General features: G+C 70.9%; 12 protein-coding genes and 1 pseudogene. 5 read left to right on the forward strand and 8 right to left on the reverse strand.

Annotation, left to right across the window (positions count from 1 at the left end; all coding sequences use genetic code 11):
• Positions 1 to 199: 199 nt before the first annotated feature.
• From K5L01_RS09035 to ttcA, 3 genes are all read right to left on the reverse strand, one after another.
• Positions 200 to 985, reverse strand: a complete 786-nt coding sequence (locus tag K5L01_RS09035) for a M48 family metallopeptidase (protein WP_250064041.1) — start codon at positions 983 to 985, stop codon at positions 200 to 202.
• Between the two features lie 53 nt (positions 986 to 1,038).
• The gene (locus tag K5L01_RS09040) at positions 1,039 to 1,947 is read right to left on the reverse strand and encodes a recombination-associated protein RdgC (RefSeq protein ID WP_250064043.1); all 909 of its coding nucleotides are present in this window, start codon (positions 1,945 to 1,947) and stop codon (positions 1,039 to 1,041) included.
• A gap of 209 nt (positions 1,948 to 2,156) precedes the next feature.
• Entirely contained in the window at positions 2,157 to 3,083 is a 927-nt protein-coding gene (gene ttcA, locus K5L01_RS09045; protein WP_250064045.1) for a tRNA 2-thiocytidine(32) synthetase TtcA, read from the reverse strand.
• A 124-nt stretch (positions 3,084 to 3,207) separates the two neighbouring features.
• On the opposite strand from ttcA, the gene K5L01_RS09050 reads away from it, so the two are divergent.
• The 3 genes and pseudogenes from K5L01_RS09050 (at position 3,208) to K5L01_RS09060 (ending at position 7,442) form a co-directional block, all read left to right on the forward strand.
• Positions 3,208 to 5,751, forward strand: a complete 2,544-nt coding sequence (locus K5L01_RS09050; protein ID WP_250064047.1) for a TonB-dependent receptor — start codon at positions 3,208 to 3,210, stop codon at positions 5,749 to 5,751.
• Entirely contained in the window at positions 5,751 to 7,220 is a 1,470-nt protein-coding gene (locus tag K5L01_RS09055) for a CehA/McbA family metallohydrolase (RefSeq protein WP_250064049.1), read from the forward strand. Before K5L01_RS09050 ends, K5L01_RS09055 begins: the two co-directional genes overlap by 1 nt.
• Before the next feature lie 17 nt (positions 7,221 to 7,237).
• Positions 7,238 to 7,442: pseudogene (locus tag K5L01_RS09060) on the forward strand (YdcH family protein).
• A gap of 231 nt (positions 7,443 to 7,673) precedes the next feature.
• Here the strand turns inward: K5L01_RS09060 and plsB are convergent.
• From plsB to K5L01_RS09080, 4 genes are all read right to left on the reverse strand, one after another.
• On the reverse strand, positions 7,674 to 10,268 hold the full coding sequence (gene plsB, locus K5L01_RS09065) for a glycerol-3-phosphate 1-O-acyltransferase PlsB (RefSeq protein WP_250064050.1): 2,595 nt from the start codon (positions 10,266 to 10,268) through the stop codon (positions 7,674 to 7,676).
• Positions 10,269 to 10,276: 8 nt separating this feature from the next.
• On the reverse strand, positions 10,277 to 11,239 hold the full coding sequence (locus K5L01_RS09070; RefSeq protein WP_250064051.1) for a hypothetical protein: 963 nt from the start codon (positions 11,237 to 11,239) through the stop codon (positions 10,277 to 10,279).
• Positions 11,240 to 11,518: 279 nt separating this feature from the next.
• Positions 11,519 to 12,256 (reverse strand): orotidine-5'-phosphate decarboxylase, encoded by a 738-nt coding sequence (gene pyrF, locus K5L01_RS09075; protein WP_250064052.1) that lies wholly within the window; start codon positions 12,254 to 12,256, stop codon positions 11,519 to 11,521.
• Entirely contained in the window at positions 12,253 to 13,158 is a 906-nt protein-coding gene (locus K5L01_RS09080) for a 5'-nucleotidase, lipoprotein e(P4) family (protein WP_250064053.1), read from the reverse strand. The genes pyrF and K5L01_RS09080 overlap by 4 nt, the downstream gene beginning before the upstream one ends.
• 117 nt (positions 13,159 to 13,275) lie before the next feature.
• On the opposite strand from K5L01_RS09080, the gene K5L01_RS09085 reads away from it, so the two are divergent.
• Complete coding sequence (locus K5L01_RS09085; RefSeq protein WP_250064054.1) at positions 13,276 to 13,935, forward strand: YceH family protein; 660 nt, start codon at positions 13,276 to 13,278, stop codon at positions 13,933 to 13,935.
• 977 nt (positions 13,936 to 14,912) lie between these two features.
• Here the strand turns inward: K5L01_RS09085 and K5L01_RS09090 are convergent.
• Entirely contained in the window at positions 14,913 to 16,895 is a 1,983-nt protein-coding gene (locus K5L01_RS09090; protein WP_250064161.1) for a UvrD-helicase domain-containing protein, read from the reverse strand.
• Positions 16,896 to 16,971: 76 nt separating this feature from the next.
• On the opposite strand from K5L01_RS09090, the gene K5L01_RS09095 reads away from it, so the two are divergent.
• A complete protein-coding gene (locus tag K5L01_RS09095; RefSeq protein WP_250064055.1) occupies positions 16,972 to 17,592 on the forward strand; it encodes a thymidine kinase in 621 nt (206 codons plus the stop codon).
• Positions 17,593 to 17,620 lie beyond the last annotated feature (28 nt).

Below are 17,620 nucleotides of genomic sequence, written 5' to 3' on the forward strand. Positions count from 1 at the left end.
CTTCCGCCCCAGAGCAGACCTCCCGGGGAGGGCGGATGGGGCGTCACGGGACGGCGCCAGCGGGGCAGGGCCCCGCGCTACAGGGGGATCGGCATGCAGGCGACGGGAGCGGAGCGGGCAGCGCGCCATTGCCTGCGCGGGCGCTCGGCGGGGCCGCAGGAAGGCGCCCGCGGAGCAGGGCGACGGGCGGTGCGCCCGCTCAGGGCTGCAGCAGCTGTCGCAGGGTCGCCTTGAGCCGCCGGCCTTCCTCGCGCAGGTAGTCGCGCTCCTGCCGCCAGTGCGGGAAACGCGCTTCCACCTCGGCCCAGAAGGCCGGGGAATGATTGGCCTGCAGCAGGTGGCAGAGCTCGTGCACCAGCACGTACTCGAATGCCGGCGGGCGGGCCAGCGCCAATGCCAGGTCCAGCGCCAGCGCGCCGTCCGGCGCCAGCGATCCCCACTGCGAGGACATCACCTTCAGCCGCAGCCGCGCCGGCGCGCGCGGCAGCCCCGGGAGGTAGCCGGGCAGCCAGCGGCCGATGTCGGCCCGCATCTGCGCCTCGTAGAACTCGCGCAGCACCCGCCGCAGCGAGGCGTCGCCGGCACGCGCGGACAGCTGGATGCAGGCGCCGCCGGCATCCACGTCGATGCGGGTGAAGCGGCCGTCCTGCCAGCGTACCGGCAGCAGCGCACCGCGCAGCGGCAGCGCGCCCGGCTGCTGCGGCACCAGCGGCGGCGCCAGCAGGCCGTCGCCGTCGAAGTGCGCGAGCTGCTGCTGCAGCCATTGCCGGTTGGCGTGCAGGAAGCGCTCGCCGGCAGCCAGGCTCGCGCGCAGCGGCAAGGTCAGCCGTGCGCCCCGCTCGTCGACGCTGAGCTTGAGCCGGCGCGCACGCGGATCGCGCACGCGCAGCACGTCGATTTCGGCTCCGTCCAGGCGCAGGCGCACGGTATCGCGCTGGATCACCGGCGTGGCGGGAGCGGACGGGCGACGGAAGAGACGCTGCATGGCACCAGCATAGTCCCTGCGCCGCGCGCGATCCGGGTCAGGCAATTCCTGGTTCAGCTGTCGGCCTTGCTCAGCTTGAAGGCCTGCTCGAGCAGCAGGAACAACCGTCGGATCTCACCGCTCTGCAGCGCGAAGCGCGCATCCAGTTCGGCGCGGCGGCCGTCCTCGTCGATGTGTTCGAGCTGGTCCAATGCGCCGTCGAGGAACTTGAGCTTGCGCACGATCAGGTCGTCGCCGAGCACGAAGGACAGGTTGTCCTCGAACACCAGCGCCAGCTTGGTGACCTGCTTGCCGGCGTCCAGGTGCTTGTCGATCTCGTCGCAGCGCAGTTCCTGGTGCTGGCACTTGACCACCGCGCCTCCCTCCACCGGGTCCTTCATCTCGCATTCCTCGCCCAGGCTCAGGCCCTCGGGCAGCGGTTCGCCGGCGATCCACGCGGTCAGGATCGCGCGTGGCGCGACCTCGGCGTTCAGCGGCATCGCCGGGAAGCTGCCCAGCAATCCGCGGATGTCGCTCATCACGTTCTCGCCGGTCTTGCGGCTGGAGCTGTCCACCGCCACGTAGCCGTGCTGCAGGTCGAGGAAGGCGTCGGTGCGCGAGCTCTTGACGAAGGCGCGCGGCAGCAGTTCATGCAGCAGCTCGTCCTTCATCCGCTTGCGTTCGCGGCCGCCGGGCTTGCGGCCTTCCTTCTCCTCGATCTCCTCCAGCTTGCGCGCCAGCAGGTCGTTGACCACCGCGCCGGGCAGGATCTTCTCTTCGCCGCCGACGGTCAGCCACAGGGCGTCGCCGATACGGTGCGAGAACTGGGCCTTCTCCTCGCGCCCGAAGGGCGAGATGAAACCGCGCGAGCTCATTTCCAGCGCGCCGACCGGCTTGAGCACGGCCTCGGGCAGCAGGGTATCGACCTCGGCGAAATCGACCGACGTGGGAAAGCGGAACAGGGTGAGATTCTTGAAGAACATGGCATGACCGGTAAAGGAACGGATGGGTGGGCCGGTCGCCCTTCGGAAGGCGATCGGCGGTGGGGTCCGGCGCTGCGGCCGGAACGCCCGGAAGGCGGGGTGGGCGGTGGCGCCGCGGACCGCGGCGCGGCCGGGCGGCGGGGCACGGGCGGCGCGCCACGACCACGGTACCGCATCGCCACCCGCCGACGGGTGGCCTGCGGCCTCATTCAGTCCGCCCCGGCACCGGGCGGATGCGCCGCGGCCGGCACGGCCGGCCCGTCGCCGCCCAGCCAGGCGTGCAGGTCGGGCAGCGGCGCGTCGGCGCGCCGGCCCAGCGCCCTGAAGTCGAACAGCGACGGGTCGGCCATCTGCGAGGGACGGATGTCGCCCAGCGCGCGCGCGATCTGCTCGATGCGGCCGGGATGGTCTTTTTCCCACTGCTGCATCATCAGTCCGACCTGCCTGCGCTGCAGGTTTTCCTGACTGCCACACAGGTTGCAGGGAATGATCGGGTACTGCCGCGCGGCTGCGTAGTCGATGATGTCGCTCTCGCGCACATAGGCCAGCGGGCGGATCACCACGTGCCTGCCGTCGTCGCTGCGCAGCTTCGGCGGCATGCCGGCGACCTTGGCGTGGTGGAACAGGTTCATGAAGAACGTGGCCACCCTGTCGTCGCGGTGGTGGCCCAGCGCGATCTTGGTGAAGCCGTTGGCCTCCGCATGGTTGTACAGCGCGCCGCGGCGCAGCCGCGAGCACAGCGAACACAGGGTCTTGCCTTCCGGGATCACCCGGCTGACCACCGAATAGGTGTCCTGTTCGATGATCTGGTACGCCACGCCGAGCCCGGCCAGGTACTCCGGCAGCACGTGCTCGGGGAACCCCGGCTGCTTCTGGTCCAGGTTCACCGCCACCAGCTCGAACGGCACCGGCGCCTTCCTGCGCAGCTGCAGCAGGATGTCCAGCAGGGTGTAGCTGTCCTTGCCACCGGACAGGCAGACCATGACCTTGTCGCCGGCCTCGATCATGCCGAAGTCGGCGATGGCCTGGCCGACCTGGCGGCGCAGGCGCTTGGCCAGCTTGTGGTGGTCGCGCCCGGCCGGGCGCGGATCGCGCGCGCGCGGCGCGGGATCGGGCAGGGAAATGACGGCGTTCATCGCCCGCATTCTACCGGCTGGCCTGTCGGCCAGCGACGCCGCGGCGGTTTCAACAAAGCGTCATCGGCCCGTCACGGCGCGATGACAGCATGCCGGTCCCCTCCGCCACGCAACAGGCCGCACCGTGCTCCACAACCGTCTTGCCTGCGCCGTGTTCCACGCGCTCCTGCTGTCCGCCCTCGTTCCCGCCACGGCCTCGGCCGACGAGGCCGCCGCCTCCACACCCGCCTCCGCCAAGGACCTGGATACGGTGGTCGTCACCGGCCGCAGCGGCACCGGCGTGCGCACCAAGGCCGAGACCAGCTACTCGATCACCACCATCGAGGAAGAACAGCTGCGCATGCAGGCGCCCACCAGCGTCACCGAGGCATTGAAATCGGTGCCGGGCTTCTGGGTCGAGGCATCCGGTGGCGAGGCCAGCGGCAACATCCGCGCGCGCGGCATCCCGGTCGACGGTTTCGGGTCGGTGACCCTGCTGGAAGACGGCATCCCGGTGGTGCACGACCCGGCGCTGGGCTACCTCAACGGCGACCAGGCGTTCCGCCTGGACGAGACCATCGAGCGCATCGAAGTGGTGCGCGGCGGCCCGGCCTCGGTGATGTACTCCAACGCCCCGGCCGGCGCGATCAACTTCATCCCGCGCCAGGTCGGCGAGGACGCCAGCGGCGTGTTCAAGTACACCGTCGGCGACAGCGGCCTGAACCGCCTGGACTTCGCCTACGGCAGCCCGCTGGGCAACGGCTGGAAGCTGCTGCTGGGCGGCTTCTATCGGGTCGAGGACGGCGTGCGCGACCCCGGCTTCAACAGCAACGACGGCGGCCAGTTCCGCCTCAACCTGGCCAAGGAATTCGAGGGTGGCCGTTTCAGCATCGACGCCAAGCACCTGGACGACCGGGTCGCGCTGTACCTGGGCATCCCGATGTACACCAACGGCAACGGCGACATCCGCGCGGTGCCGGGCTTCGACGGCAACCACGGCACCCTGGCCGGCCCGGAGACCCGCCACCTGTCGATGAAGACCGCCGACGGCCGCGGCTGGGACTTCGACAACGCCGAGGGCACCCACGTCAAGCGCGACCAGCTGACCCTGAAGCTGGAAACCGAACTGGGCGCCGGCTGGGAGCTGGCGCAGTCGGCCCGCTTCAGCAAGACCGACACCATCCGCAACGGCGTGTTCCCGAACTCGCTGGCGCCCGCCGCCACCTTCCTGGACGGCCAGCAGGGCCTGCTGGCCTCGGTACCGGGCGCCACCGCGCTGGGCCTGCGCTACGTCAACGGCAGCGGCGGCTTCGACACCGCCCACCAGAACGGCAACGGCCTGCTGGTGGTCGGCGGCCTGCGCGGGCTGGACATCCCGGTGCGCGAGTTCGTCAGCGACACCCGGCTGATGCGCAGCTTCGACCTGGGCAGCCAGCAGCACAACCTGACCCTGGGCTACTACATGGCCTCGACCAAGGAGGACTACACCCGCTATTCCTCCTCGGTGCTGATGGATGCGACCCACAATGCCGGCCTGCTCGACCTGGTGGCGCTGGACGCCAATGGCCAGGTGCTGGAGACGCTCAGCGACAACGGCGTGTGGCGCTACGGCTATGAATGGAACAACGCCTCCGGCGAACAGAAGACCCACGCCTTCTACATCAGCGACGAGTGGCAGCTGAACGACCAGCTGCGCATCGACAGCGGCCTGCGCTGGGAGAAGGCCAGCAGCAGCGGCTGGAACGAGGTGCGCCGCAGCGTCGACGGCGGCACCCTGGCCACCTCGCAGATGCTGACCGGCTCGGGCCTGTACGTGAACCACGACCTGAGCTCGGACGACCTGGGCTGGTCGATCGGCGCCAACTGGCAGTTCAACGACAGCATGGGCCTGTTCGGCCGCTGGACCTCGGCCTTCCGCCTGCCCAGCCTGGGCAACTACATCACCCGCAACGACAACTGCGACGCGACCTCGGCCGAGACCGTGGCCGCCTGCGCCGCGGCCAACGGCAAGGCCGCCGACACCCAGACCATGGACCTGGCCGAGGTCGGCTTCAAGTTCGCCAACCCGGTGTTCAGCGCCTACGCCACCGCGTTCTACACCAAGTACGACAACGTCGGCTTCAGCAACTACCGCTTCAATCCCGACACCGGCGTGTCCACCCGCGAAGCCGGCTATGCCAGCACCCGCACCTTCGGCCTGGAGCTGGAGACCGCTTGGTACCCCAGCGACTGGTTCGACCTGCGGGTCAATGCCACCTGGCAGGACGCCCAGTACCGCGACCTGCGCTACAGCGAGCTGGTCAACGGCGCACCGGTGCTGCGCGACTTCGTCGGCAACCAGCTGATCCGGGTACCGGAGCTGGGCGCGCGCGTGGTGGCCGGGGTCAACCTGCTCGACCAGCGCCTGCGCCTGCAGGCCGCCGCCGAGCACCAGGGCGCGCGCTACGTGGACACCGCCAACTCGGTGCGGCTGCCGTCCTACGAGCTGCTCAACCTGAGCGCGCGCTACGAGCTGACCGACCGTTTCTCGATCTACGGCTACATCGACAACGTCACCAACTCGCTGGGGCTGACCGAGGGCAACCCGCGCGCCGGCGAGCTGGCCAGCAGCGATGCCGGCGCCAACGCCTTCATCGCGCGCCCGCTGCTGGGCCGCAACTATCGCCTGGCCGTGATGTACCGGTTCTGATGCGCGCCCTGCTTCCCGCACTGCTGGCGGCGCTGGCCGCCAGCACCGGCGCCGAGGCCGCGCAGACCCTGCAGCTGCAGGGCACGCTGACCGGCGCGGACCATCAACGCTACCGGGAGCTGCCCTTCGAGGTGCCGGCCGGCACCGCCCGGGTCGAGGTCGCGCTGCAGCATGCCGGCGACGGCGAACGCACCGTCATCGACCTGGGCCTGCTGGACGCGCATGGCTTCCGTGGCTGGAGCGGCGGCGCGCGGCGGTCGATCAGCGTATCGCGCTACGACGCCAGTGGCGGCTACCTGCCCGGCGCGTTGCCGGCGGGCCGCTGGAAGGTGCTGCTGGGCATTCCCAACATCCGCGCCACCGTGCGGACGCCCTACCGCGTCGAAGTGACCCTCTGGGACGAGGCCGACGTGCAGGCCGGCCGGGACCGGGCGCCGCTGGTGCTGCGCGACACCGCGGGCTGGTACCGCGGCGACCTGCACATGCACAGCACCCACAGCGACGGCAGCTGCAGCAGCCAGCAGGGCGCCAAGGTGCCCTGCCCGCTGTTCCTCAGCCTGCAGGCGGCGGTCCGCCAAGGCCTGGACTTCGTCGCCGTCACCGAGCACAACACCGTCTCGCACCTGGAGGAGCTGGCGCGCCACCAGCCCTGGTTCGACCGCCTGCTGTTGATCCCCGGCATGGAGGTGACCACCTTCCAGGGCCATGCCAACGTGTTCGGCGTGAACGGCCCGCTGCCGTTCCGGCTGGGCGACACCCTGCCCGACTGGAACCCGCTGCTGCGCCAGGTCAACGACAGCGGCGCGCTGCTGTCGATCAACCACCCGGCGCTGCCGTCCGGCGAGGACTGCATGGGCTGCGGCTGGACGCCGGCGACACCGGTGGACATGGGTGCCGTCGCCGCCGTGGAAGTGGTCAACGCCGGCCAGGCCGACGGCCCGCGCGCCGGCGTCGGGTTCTGGGAACGGCAGCTGCAGCAGGGCCGGCGCCTGACCGCCATCGGCGGCAGCGACAGCCACAATCCCGATGCCGACGGCGGCACCACGCCGGTCGGCCTGCCCGCCACCCTGGTGCACGCCCAGGCACTGTCGCGCGAGGCGATCCTGGCGGCGATCCGCCAGGGCCGGGTGGTGGTGGACGTGGCCAATGTCGCCGGCAGCCGGCTGGACCTGTCGCTGCAGGCCGACGACGGCCGCCGCGCCGCCATGGGCCAGGCACTGGCCCTGCAGGCCGGGCAGTGGGCGACGCTGGAGGCCGAACTCGACTACCCGGATCCGGCGCGGCTGGAGTTCATCGTCGATGGCCGGCGCCAGCCCGCGGCGATGGCGCGGGACGCGGACGGCAGCCGCCGGGCACGCCTGCGCTGGCAGGCCGACGGCGAGCGCCACTGGCTGCGGGTGGACGTGCGCGGCGACGACGGACGCCTGCTGATGCTGGGCAATCCGGTGTACGTGAACTGGCCACACTGAGGCGCTAAGCTGGCGGCATGTCCACACTGCCGCCCGCCGCCGACCTGCACCAGCGCATCGCCGAACTGCGGGCCGAGCACCGCGCTGGATGCGCGCATCGCCGGCCTGGCCGCCAACCCGGACGACGAACTGGAAGCCAAGCGCCTGAAGCGGCGCAAGCTGCAGCTCAAGGACGGCATCACCCGCCTGGAGAGCCTGCTGATTCCCGACGAGCCGGCCTGAGGCCGTCGCGGTTCCGCGGCCGCCCGCGGGCAGCGCACCGGCATCGGGGCAGCCGGACCGCCGCAGCCGACACCAGGGTTGCCACGGGCTCCGGAGCCGGCACGCGCGGGCGGTCCGCAGTCCTCCGCGCCTGGGCAGGCGTCCGGATGCGGCGCGTCGGCGGTGGCGTCCCCGGCACCGGGCCAAGCGTGCCGCCGGCGCTGCCGGCACGGCAGCGTTCCGGGCGGCGGTTCAGCCCGCCGCCGGCGCCTCCGGCTTCACCGCTTCCGGGCTGACGCGTTCGATGGTGTGCCGCAGCTCGCGGCCGAGGATGAACTTGGCGTCCTTGGCCCAGGCATCCAGGCGTTCGTCGAACAGCAGCTTGCTGTTCTCGTCCGGCCACACCAGGCGCAGCTGGCGCATCTTCTGGATGAAACCGCGGAACAGGGTGCGGTCGAAGAATTCCGGCGCCGCCGGCGCATAGAGCAGGCTCAGGCGCTGCGCTGCCTGCTGGCACAGGCTCTCCAGTTCGGCCGCACCCAGCACGCCCGGACCGTTCTTCACCAGCACCGAGATGGCGATGTAGTAGCGCTCGAACGCCTGCTGCAGCGAATGGCCGATGGCACGCAGGCGGAACACCTCGTCGGTCTGCCCGGTGTTGCGCGCGAGCATCCCGCCCTCGTCCTCGCCCACCTGCTGCAGCAGCCCTTCGCGCACGAACACGTCGATGGTCTGGTCGATGCGCGCGGCGAACTCGTCCTCGCTCCACGGCAGGAACAGTTCGGCCTGCAGGAACGGGTACAGGCCGCGGCCCAGCCGCAGCAGGCTGGCGCGGTTCATGCGGCGGTTGTTCTGGAAGCAGCACGCCACCCACGACGACGCGGTGAACAGGTGCAGCACGTTGTTGCGGAAATAGCTGAGCAGCACGGCGTTGTCGCCGTTGACGCTGAGCACGTCGCCGAGCGGGTGCTTGACCCGGGTGAGGACATTGATCTCCTCGGCGTGGGCGATGATCCGCTCCGGGGTATGCGGGGTGACCGTGACCCGGTCCGAGTACGGCATCTCCACCAGCAGCTTCTTGCACAGCTCGATCTGCGCGATCAGGTCGGACTCGCCCATCGCGTGCTTGGGCGTGGACAGCAGCGCCAGCGCCAGCAGGTTGATCGGGTTGACGTCGGCCGCGCCGTTGATGTGCACCTGGATCTGCGCGGCCAGGGTATCGACGGTGGTCGACAGCCAGGCCGGCTTCTCGTCCTCGCTCACCGGCTCGCCGTTCCACTCCGGGGCCTTCTCGGCCAGCACGTCGTTGAGTGCGATGGGCTCGCCGAAGTTCACCACCACCTGGCCGAAATTCTGCTTGAGCACCTTGGGAATCCCCCACAGCAGCGCCCAGATCGACTCGCTTTCCTTCGGCCGGCCGGACAGCTCGTCCAGGTAGCTGCCGCCTTCCATCAGCTTTTCGTAGCCGATGTAGATGGGCTGGAACAGCACCGGCTTGCGCGGCTGGCGCAGGTAGGCGCGCAGGGTCATCGAGATCATGCCGCCCTTGGGCTGCAGCAGGCGCCCGGTGCGCGAGCGCCCGCCCTCGACGAAGTACTCGATCGAATAGCCGCCGGCCACCAGCTGCGCGACGTACTCGCTGAGCACCGCCGAATACAGCGCATTGCCCTTGATCGAGCGGCGGATGAAGAACGCGCCGCCCTTGCGCAGCAGGGTGCCGACCACCGGCAGGTTGAGGTTGATGCCGGCCACGATGTGCGGCGGCACGATGCCGCGGTCGTACAGCAGGTAGCTCAGCAGCAGGTAGTCCATGTGGCTGCGGTGGCTGGGCACGTACACCACTTCGTGCCCGGGCGCGGCCTGCTTGAACTTGTCCAGGTGGTGGACCAGCACGCCGGCGTAGATGCGGTTCCAGACGTGGGTCAGCATGAAGCTGGCCGAGCGCACCACCGGGCTGGAGTAGTCGGCGGCGATCTCCCAGGCGTAGCCCTGCGCCTTCTTCCAGGCATCGGCCGGCTTGGAGTTGTCGCGCTTGGCCTGCGCGGCGATCGCCTCGCGTACCCCCTCGGCGTCCAGCACCTTGTCCACCAGCAGGCGGCGGGTGGACAGGTCGGGGCCGATGATCGATTCGCGGATGCGGCGGAAGTGGGCGCGCAGCACGCGCTGCAGCTTGCGCACCGTGCGCTCCGGCTCCAGGCCCTCGTCCACCGTGGCCCGCAGCGACACCGGCGCGGCGAAGCGCACGATGCTGTCGCGACCGTTGAGCAGCACCGCCAGCAGCCGGCGGAAACGCCCGACCAGCGCCCAGTTTTCCGAGAACAGCACCGCGAACCAGCCACTCTGCTTGTCCGGCGCGCGACCGACGAAGATCGACACCGGCACCAGCTGCACGTCCAGCGCGGGATCGGCCCTGTGTGCCTGCAGCAGCCGCGCCAGCGAATCGGAGTGGGTGCGGGCACCGCGCTGCTCGGGGATCAGCGCGTTGTTGCTGGACCGCCGCGACAGCGCGACGTAGGCGCGCTTGCGGCCGGTGGGATCGCCGGGCAGCGGCACCAGCGGCGACGGCAGGCCGGCGTCGCGGCAGGCCTTGTCCAGGATCAGCGCGTTGGACAGGCCATAGCCTTCCAGCACGTACACCACCGGCTGCGCGGGATCGTGCGGCAGCTGTTCGGGCTCGATCTTCAGCCCCAGCCACGGTTCCACCAGCCGGCCGAGCAGGCGCGCCCAGAGCGGGCGCCGGCCGGGACGCGCGGAAGGACGGCCGCCCGGCGCCGGTGGCATCGGGGAGCGGGCATCGCCCTGGGGCAGGAGTTCGCCCTGTTCGGGCCGGGAGTTCGGTTTCGACATCGGCGACATTATGGCTTAGCGGCCGCCACCCGGTTTCCCGTGCCGTCGTCGTCGCCGGCCGCGGGCGGCGGCGCGTCCTCCGGCGGCGGCGAGGCCGCGCGCGCGGCGGCCAGCACGGCCTCCACCTCGGCCAGGGTGCGGACCAGGTACCACTGCCCCTGGCGACGCTCCAGCGCCACCTGGAGCTCGATCTCGCGCGCCCCCAGCGGGTACTGCACCTGCACGGTGGCGCGGTCGCCCTGCTCGCTCACCAGGCCGGTGCGCAGCTGTTCGATGCTGTCGTCCAGCGGCAACCCGTAGCCGGCCAGCACCTGCTTGACGGCGGCGGCGAACGGCTGCAGGCGGGTCAGGCTGCCGGTCATGCCCGCCGCCTGGAAGTCGCCGTCGTCCTGCAGGCCGGTGGCCCGGGCAGCGGCGGTCAGGGTGGCGACCGTGGACTGGGCCAGCTTGGGATCGGACAACGGCGCGGCCTGCGCCCATTCGCTGAGCGCCTTGACCAGCTGCACGTAGTGGGCACGCTGGGCGTCGTCGTAATCGCCCTGCTGGGCGATGTACTGCTCGCCGAACAACCCCAGTGAATGCGCCGCCTGGCGCACGGCCGCGGCCTGCCCGGCGATCTGCGCCTTGAACGCCCGCTGCAGCCCGGCTTCGGCCTCCGGCGCGGCCAGGGCACCCAGCAGCGCCGGCAGCTTGTCGTGCAGCGGCAACTGGTCCAGCGGCCAGCGGCTGTGGCCCTGGGCCCAGGCGGCCTCCAGTTCGGCGTACTGCCCCGGCGGCACCGACGCCCGGGCGTAGGCGGCCAGGTCGTTGCGCTGCAGGTGCTGGACCAGCTCGCGCACGGCGGCGGCCGGCTCGGTGGCCGCGCCCGGCAGCGGCTCCTGCGAACGGCGGCAGCCCACGGCCAGCACCGCCACCGCGCAGACGGACAGGAATACGGCAGCCGGACGGCTGCAAGATGAACGGCGTTGCATGGCGTCGTTGCTCCTTCCTCCCCCGGAACCGGGGCATCTTGCGGCCTGTCAGGTGACAGCGGCAAGCGCGGACGGGCAGGTGGCGGCCCCGCTCCGGGTCGGTGCCCGGCAACGCCGCGGCCGGTTGGACGGGCGCAAAAAAAAGAGGCCGCCCTCCGTTGCCGGCAGGCGAACCTCTCTCAAACCGGCTGCGCCGGGGACATGTGACACATCGCCGGCATCGCCGGGACGGGCACAGCCTACGCGTCCCCGTCAGTTAATGCAACACTTCATGAATAATCATGCAAGTGATTGATTTTTATCGATTGCATCCGAAATTTCGCGCTGTATTTCCAGTGCGGCGGCACGCGGGTCCGGGGCCAGCCGGATCGGCCGGCCGACAACGATGGCATCGGCGCCGTCGGCGAATGCCCGGGCCACGCCCACCGTGCGCTGCTGGTCGTCGCCACCGCCGCCGTCCGGGCGGATCCCCGGACAGACGATGGAAAAACCGGCGCCGGTGGCGGCCCGGATCGGAGCGGCCTCCTGGCCGGAAGCGATCACCCCGTCGATACCGGCACGCTGCGCGGCCAGCGCACGCTCCACCACCACCTCCACCGGGGCGCGGTCGATGCCCATCCGTGCCAGGTCGGGACGGCCCATGGAGGTCAGCACGGTCACCGCCAGCAGGCGCATGTCCGACGCATTGGCCGCCGCCGCGGCCTCCATCATCGCCGGATGCCAGCCGTGGATGGTGCAGTAGCTCACCGGCCAGCGCGACAAGCCGCGGACAACGCCGGCGATCGTGGCGGGAATGTCGAAGAATTTAAGGTCCACGAACACGCGCTTGTCGCGTTGCGCCAGGGCGTCGAGGACCGCGAAATAGTCCCCGGAGGCCAGCAGCTCCATGCCGATCTTGTAGAACGACACGGCATCGCCGAGGCGTTCCACCCATGCGATCGCCTGCGCGCGGTCGGGCACGTCCAGCGCGAAGATCAGGCGCTCGCCGGCACCCAGCGGCAGGGGCCCTCGGCTCATTGCGCCACGTCCAGGGCACCGTGCTTGGCGGCACGCCGCTCGGCTTCCGGGCGCGACCAGGCATTGTCGAACTGCGCCGCTTCCCAGCCGCCGTAGGTCGGGTTGGACAGCATCCACCAGCGCTGGCCGAACCAGGCCTGGTGCGCCTGCAGCAGGCCATCGCGGCCGGCCTGGGTATTGGCGCTGATCGCCGCGAAATCGCCCAGCTGGTCGCCGACCTGCATCAGCACGCGGTACTGCTGCGCCACCAGGCGGCGGCGGCAGGCCTTCTCGCTGCCTTCCTGGGCACAGCCCGGCACATGCTTGTCCACGCCCAGATAGACGTCATCGCCGGCCACCGGGAATCCCAGCCGGCGCAGGTTCGCCAGCGTCACCGCCTTCATGTGTTCGGTGCGGTTGGTGATGTAGATCAGGGTCACGCCCTTGGCCGCCGCGGCCTGCGCGAACGCGACCGCGCCCGGCACCGCACCGGCCTTGCCCTCGGACACCCAGGCGTCCCAGGAGACGTCGTCGTAGCTGCCGCCATCGCGCACCAGCCGCGCCTGGTAGGGCGAGTTGTCCAGCACCGTCTCGTCCACGTCCACCACCACCGCCGGCTTCAGGCCCGGCGCCTGCGTGTCGCCGCCTTCCTCGGGCAGCAGGGCGGTCCAGCCGGGATCGGCCAGCGCACGGTCCAGCTGCGCGGCGGCCGCGCGCCAGGTCTGCAGGGCGTTGGCACGGTACTCCTGCGACCGCTGCACCCACAGCACGGCATTCAGGTTGTCGTTGGCGGCCGCGGCCACCGGTACCGCGGCGTCAGGCGCGCGCTCGCCCTGCAGCAGGGACTGCGGGGTGGTGCAGGCGGCCAGCGACAGCACGGCGCCGGCCAGCAGGGAAAAACCAGGAAGTCGGGACATGGGCATTGCGTCCGGATAGCACGAAAACCCGCGCAGTTTAACGGCTTGCCCGCGCCGGCGCCGCGGCCCCCGCCGCAGGCCGCTCGGCTATGCTGGCGCCCCCCGCGCCACCGGATGCCGACGATGACCGACGCCCCCGCCTTTCCGCCCGCCCCCGTCCTGGATGCAGCCCAGGCCCGGGTACTCGGCTGCCTGATCGAGAAGGAGGCGACCACGCCGGATGCCTATCCGCTGACGGTCAACGCCGCCCAGACCGCCGCCAACCAGAAGACCGCACGCGAACCGGTGATGAACCTGGATGCCGGCAACGTGCAGCACGCGCTGCGCCAGCTGGAGGCGATGGGACTGGCGCGCCAGCACTATTCCGCGCGCGCCGAGCGCTACGAGCACCTGCTGGGGGCGACGCTGGACCTGCCGCGCCAGCAGGTCGCGCTGCTGGGCCTGCTGCTGCTCCGCGGCCCCCAGACCGCCGGCGAACTGGCCACGCGCGGCGAGCGCATGGCCCGCTTCGCCGACGCCGACGACCTCCGGCACCAGCTCGGCCGCCTGGTCCAGCGCGAACTCGCGGTGCTGCTGCCGCGCGCCGCAGGACAGCGCGAGGACCGCTACATGCACCTGCTCGCCGGGCCGGTGGACATGGAGGCGCTGGCCGCGCAGTACCGGGCACCGTCCGGTGCGGCCGCGGACGCCAGTGCGCTGGAACCGCGCGTGCAGCAGCTCGAAGCCGCCGTGGCGGCGCTGCAGGAACAGCTGGCGCAGCTGCAGGCCCAGGTGAACGGCTGAGCCCCCGCGCGATCGCGGATGCGGACCATGCCCCGCCTGCCTTCCACCGGAAACGCCAACGCCCCGTCCCCGCACCACGGACGCCGCTACCGCCGTAGAGCGGGGCCTTGCCCCGCTGGAGCCATTCCCGGCAAAGCCCCGCCGGGCGATGCCCGGCGCTACAGATGCCGGTTACCGCCGTAGAGCGGGGCCGGGCCCCGCTGGAGCCATCCCGGCAAAGCCCCGCCGGGCGGTGCCCGGCGCTACAGATGCCGGTTACCACTGTAGAGCGGGCCCGTGCCCCGCTGGAGCCATCCCGACAAAGCCCCGCCGGGCGATGCCCGGCGCTACGGATGCCGGTTACCGCCGTAGAGCGGGGCCCTGCCCCGCTGGAGCCGTCCCGGCAATGCCCCCGCTTCTCATCCGGGGTCGCCGGGCGCGTTGGAGAGCGCCCGCACTTCCTCGTCCCTTCCCGGCAGGCGGGTCATGCCGCCGGCCCGGAACCCGGGCTTTTCCGGCAAGGCTGGGCGGGCGCCGGTTGTCCGGCGTCACGATTGCGCACAGCGTGCCCGTCCCCCAGAAGGTCCCGCGCATGGCGCAGCACCGCCTGCATGGCCTCGCGCGCGCAACCGTGGCCGGCAGGGCATAGCCGACGTCGGGATGCAGCAGTGTGGCGTGGCGCACCGGCCCTGCCGTGCCCAGCCAGGCTCCATCACCGCGCCACTCGAGTACGTACAGGCCATGACCGTGCCGTTCGCAGCTCGCCGGCGGGCCGCTGCGGAGGCGGTCCCGTGCCTGTTCCGGCGTGCGGAGGCGGCGGTCGCCGATGCAGCGATGGACATCCGGCGCGTTGAACAGCTCCCGCACGCCACGGCATCGCCCTCGTCGCCGCCCGGCAGACGCGACCGCGGCCGTCCGGTTTCGACCCGCATCGCCCCCGCACACCGCCATGCAGCCTCGCCCCGCCAGCGGACTGGTGCACGCACCGGAGGAGGTGCCTAGTCGAACAGCGCCTGGATCGCCGCCAGCCCCGCCTGGGCGCGCTCCTGTTTGTTCGCCGCATCGGCCACCGGATCGGCGCCGTCGCGCTGCAGTTCGGCCGTCGGCAGCTCGTCGAAGAAACGGCTGGGCTTGAGCCGGACATGCTCGCCGAACTTGCGCGTCAGCCGGCTGTAGCTCATCCACAGCCGGGTCTTGGCGCGGGTGATGCCGACATACAGCAGGCGCCGCTCCTCCTGCAGCTGGCCTTCGTCGAGGCTGACCTGGTGCGGCAGCACGCCGTCCTCGCAGCCGACGATGAACACGTAGGGGAACTCCAAGCCCTTGGAGGCGTGCAGGGTCATCATCCGCACCTGGTTGCCGCCCTCGTCGCCATCGTTGCGCGAAATCAGTGCCAGCTGCGCGGCCATGTCCGCGGCGCTGGCGCCGCGCGGGCCGTTCTCGAACCACGATGCCAGCTCCTCCAGGTTGCCGGCACGGCGTTCGTAGCCGGCGGTGTCCTTGGCCTGGTTGCGCAGTTCGGCCAGCAGGCCGGAGTCCTTGGCCACGCGCCGCACCAGGTCGCCGGAGGACAGCTGCCGCATGTCCATGCGCAGCGCGCGCAGGATGTCGGTGAACCGGCTCAGGCTGTTGGCCGCGCGCGGGGTCAGCAGCGCCAGCGCACCCATCGCCTCGGCGGCCTGTGCCATCGACATGCCCTTCTCCGAGGCCAGCTCGGCGAGCTTGGCCAGGGTGCCCGCGCCGACATCGCGGCGCGGCGCCTGCACCGCGCGCATGAAGGCGCTGTCGTCGCCCGGATTCACCAGCAGCCGCAGCCAGGCCAGGGTGTCCTTCACTTCCTGGCGTTCCAGGAACACCGTGCCGCCGGTCAGGTGGTAGGGCACGCCGACCATCTGCAGTGCCTTTTCCAGCGGACGGCTCTGGAAGTTGCCGCGGAACAGGATGCAGAAATCGCTCCACGGGATGCCATGGCGGGTGGCGACGAACTGGATCTCGGCCGCCACCTTCTCCGCCTCGTGCTCGCTGTTGCGGCACTCCCACACGCGGATGCGCTCGCCGTCGGCCTGGTCGGACCACAGCGTCTTGAGGTGCTCGTGCGGGTTGTGCGCGATCAGCGCGTTGGCCGCGCGCAGCACGCGGTTGGAGCAGCGGTAGTTCTGCTCCAGCTTGATGATCTCCAGCGCCGGGTAGTCGCGGCCCATCTGCTGCAGGTTCTCGGGATTGGCCCCGCGCCAGGCGTAGATCGATTGGTCGTCGTCGCCCACGCAGGTGAAGTTGCCGCGGTCGCCGGCCAATTGCCGGAGCAGCCGGTACTGGGCGTCGTTGGTGTCCTGGCACTCGTCCACCAGCAGGTAGCCGATGCGTTCGCGCCAGGCCGCGGCGGTGTCCGGATTCTCCTCCAGCACCTGCACCGGCAGGCGGATGAGGTCATCGAAATCGACCGCGTTGAAGGCGGTCAGGCGCGCCTGGTAGAGCGCGTACACGGTGGCTGCGTTCTTCTCGCGGCTGCTGCGCGCCGCCGCCGCCGCCTGCTCGGGCGACAGGCCGGCGTTCTTGGCCCGCGAGATCAGGTTCTTCATGTCCTCGATGTCGTCGGGCTTGGCAGTGCTGCCGCCGAGCAGGTCCTTGACCTGCGCGGCCGCGTCGTCGGCGTCGAAGATCGAGAAACCGCGCTTCAGGCCCGCCGCCGCATGCTCGATCTGCAGGAATTTCAGGCCGAGCGCGTGGAAGGTGCAGAGCGTCACCTCGTCGGCCTGGCCGCCGCGCAGGCGCTTGCCGACGCGCTCGCGCATCTCGCGGGCCGACTTGTTGGTGAAGGTGATCGCGGCGATGCGGCGGGCGCTGTAGCGGCCACTGCCGATCAGGTGCGCGATCTTCTCCACGATCACCCGGGTCTTGCCGCTGCCGGCGCCGGCCAGCACCAGCAGGGGGCCTTCGGTGTGCAGCACCGCCGCGCGTTGGGGGGGATTGAGGGAGTCCAGCATGGGGTCGGGTCCATCGCAGGGCGGCAGTGTAAGCCATCGGCCGGGCCGACCGGCGCACGCGTTAAAATGCGCCATGGCCAAGCTCTACTTCTACTACTCGGCGATGAATGCCGGGAAGACCACCACCCTGCTGCAGTCGGCGCACAACTACCGCGAGCGGGGCATGCGGGTGGCGATCATGACCCCGCGCCTGGATCACCGCGCCGGGCGGGGCGTGGTCGCCTCGCGGATCGGCCTGCAGGCCGAGGCCATCGCCTTCGAGCCGGATACCGACCTGCGCCGGCTGATCGAACACGACATCGCCACGCAGGGACGGCTGGGATGCGTGCTGGTGGACGAAGCGCAGTTCCTGAGCAAGGCGCAGGTGTGGCAGCTGAGCGAAGTCGTCGACCAGCTGCGCATCCCGGTGCTGTGCTACGGCCTACGGACCGATTTCCGCGGCGAGCTGTTCGAGGGCAGCCAGTACCTGCTGGCCTGGGCCGACGAGATGCAGGAGATCAAGACCATCTGCCACAGCGGCAAGAAGGCGACCATGACCGTGCGCGTGGACGCCAACGGCTTCGCCGTGCAGGACGGCCCGCAGGTGGAGATCGGCGGCAACGACCGCTATGTATCGGTCAGCCGCGCCGAGTTCAAGAAGATCACCCGCGGCGAGGGGCGGATCGACCCGATGCAGGCGCCGCTGCCGCTGTAGGCGATTTGCATCCGCGGGGAAGTTTGCA

Source organism: Stenotrophomonas mori (assembly GCF_023556335.1).
In the GTDB taxonomy this organism is placed as follows: Bacteria; Pseudomonadota; Gammaproteobacteria; order Xanthomonadales; family Xanthomonadaceae; genus Stenotrophomonas; species Stenotrophomonas mori.

Excerpts from the sequence above, each read along its gene's own strand:
- K5L01_RS09080 (WP_250064053.1), bottom strand. The coding sequence starts at position 13,158 with ATGCCCATGTCCCGACTTCCTGGTTTTTCCCTGCTGGCCGGCGCCGTG.
- K5L01_RS09095 (WP_250064055.1), top strand. The coding sequence starts at position 16,972 with ATGGCCAAGCTCTACTTCTACTACTCGGCGATGAATGCCGGGAAGACC.
- K5L01_RS09035 (WP_250064041.1), bottom strand. The coding sequence starts at position 985 with ATGCAGCGTCTCTTCCGTCGCCCGTCCGCTCCCGCCACGCCGGTGATC.
- K5L01_RS09055 (WP_250064049.1), top strand. The coding sequence starts at position 5,751 with ATGCGCGCCCTGCTTCCCGCACTGCTGGCGGCGCTGGCCGCCAGCACC.
- plsB (WP_250064050.1), bottom strand. The coding sequence starts at position 10,268 with ATGTCGAAACCGAACTCCCGGCCCGAACAGGGCGAACTCCTGCCCCAG.
- pyrF (WP_250064052.1), bottom strand. The coding sequence starts at position 12,256 with ATGAGCCGAGGGCCCCTGCCGCTGGGTGCCGGCGAGCGCCTGATCTTC.
- K5L01_RS09040 (WP_250064043.1), bottom strand. The coding sequence starts at position 1,947 with ATGTTCTTCAAGAATCTCACCCTGTTCCGCTTTCCCACGTCGGTCGAT.
- K5L01_RS09070 (WP_250064051.1), bottom strand. The coding sequence starts at position 11,239 with ATGCAACGCCGTTCATCTTGCAGCCGTCCGGCTGCCGTATTCCTGTCC.
- ttcA (WP_250064045.1), bottom strand. The coding sequence starts at position 3,083 with ATGAACGCCGTCATTTCCCTGCCCGATCCCGCGCCGCGCGCGCGCGAT.
- K5L01_RS09085 (WP_250064054.1), top strand. The coding sequence starts at position 13,276 with ATGACCGACGCCCCCGCCTTTCCGCCCGCCCCCGTCCTGGATGCAGCC.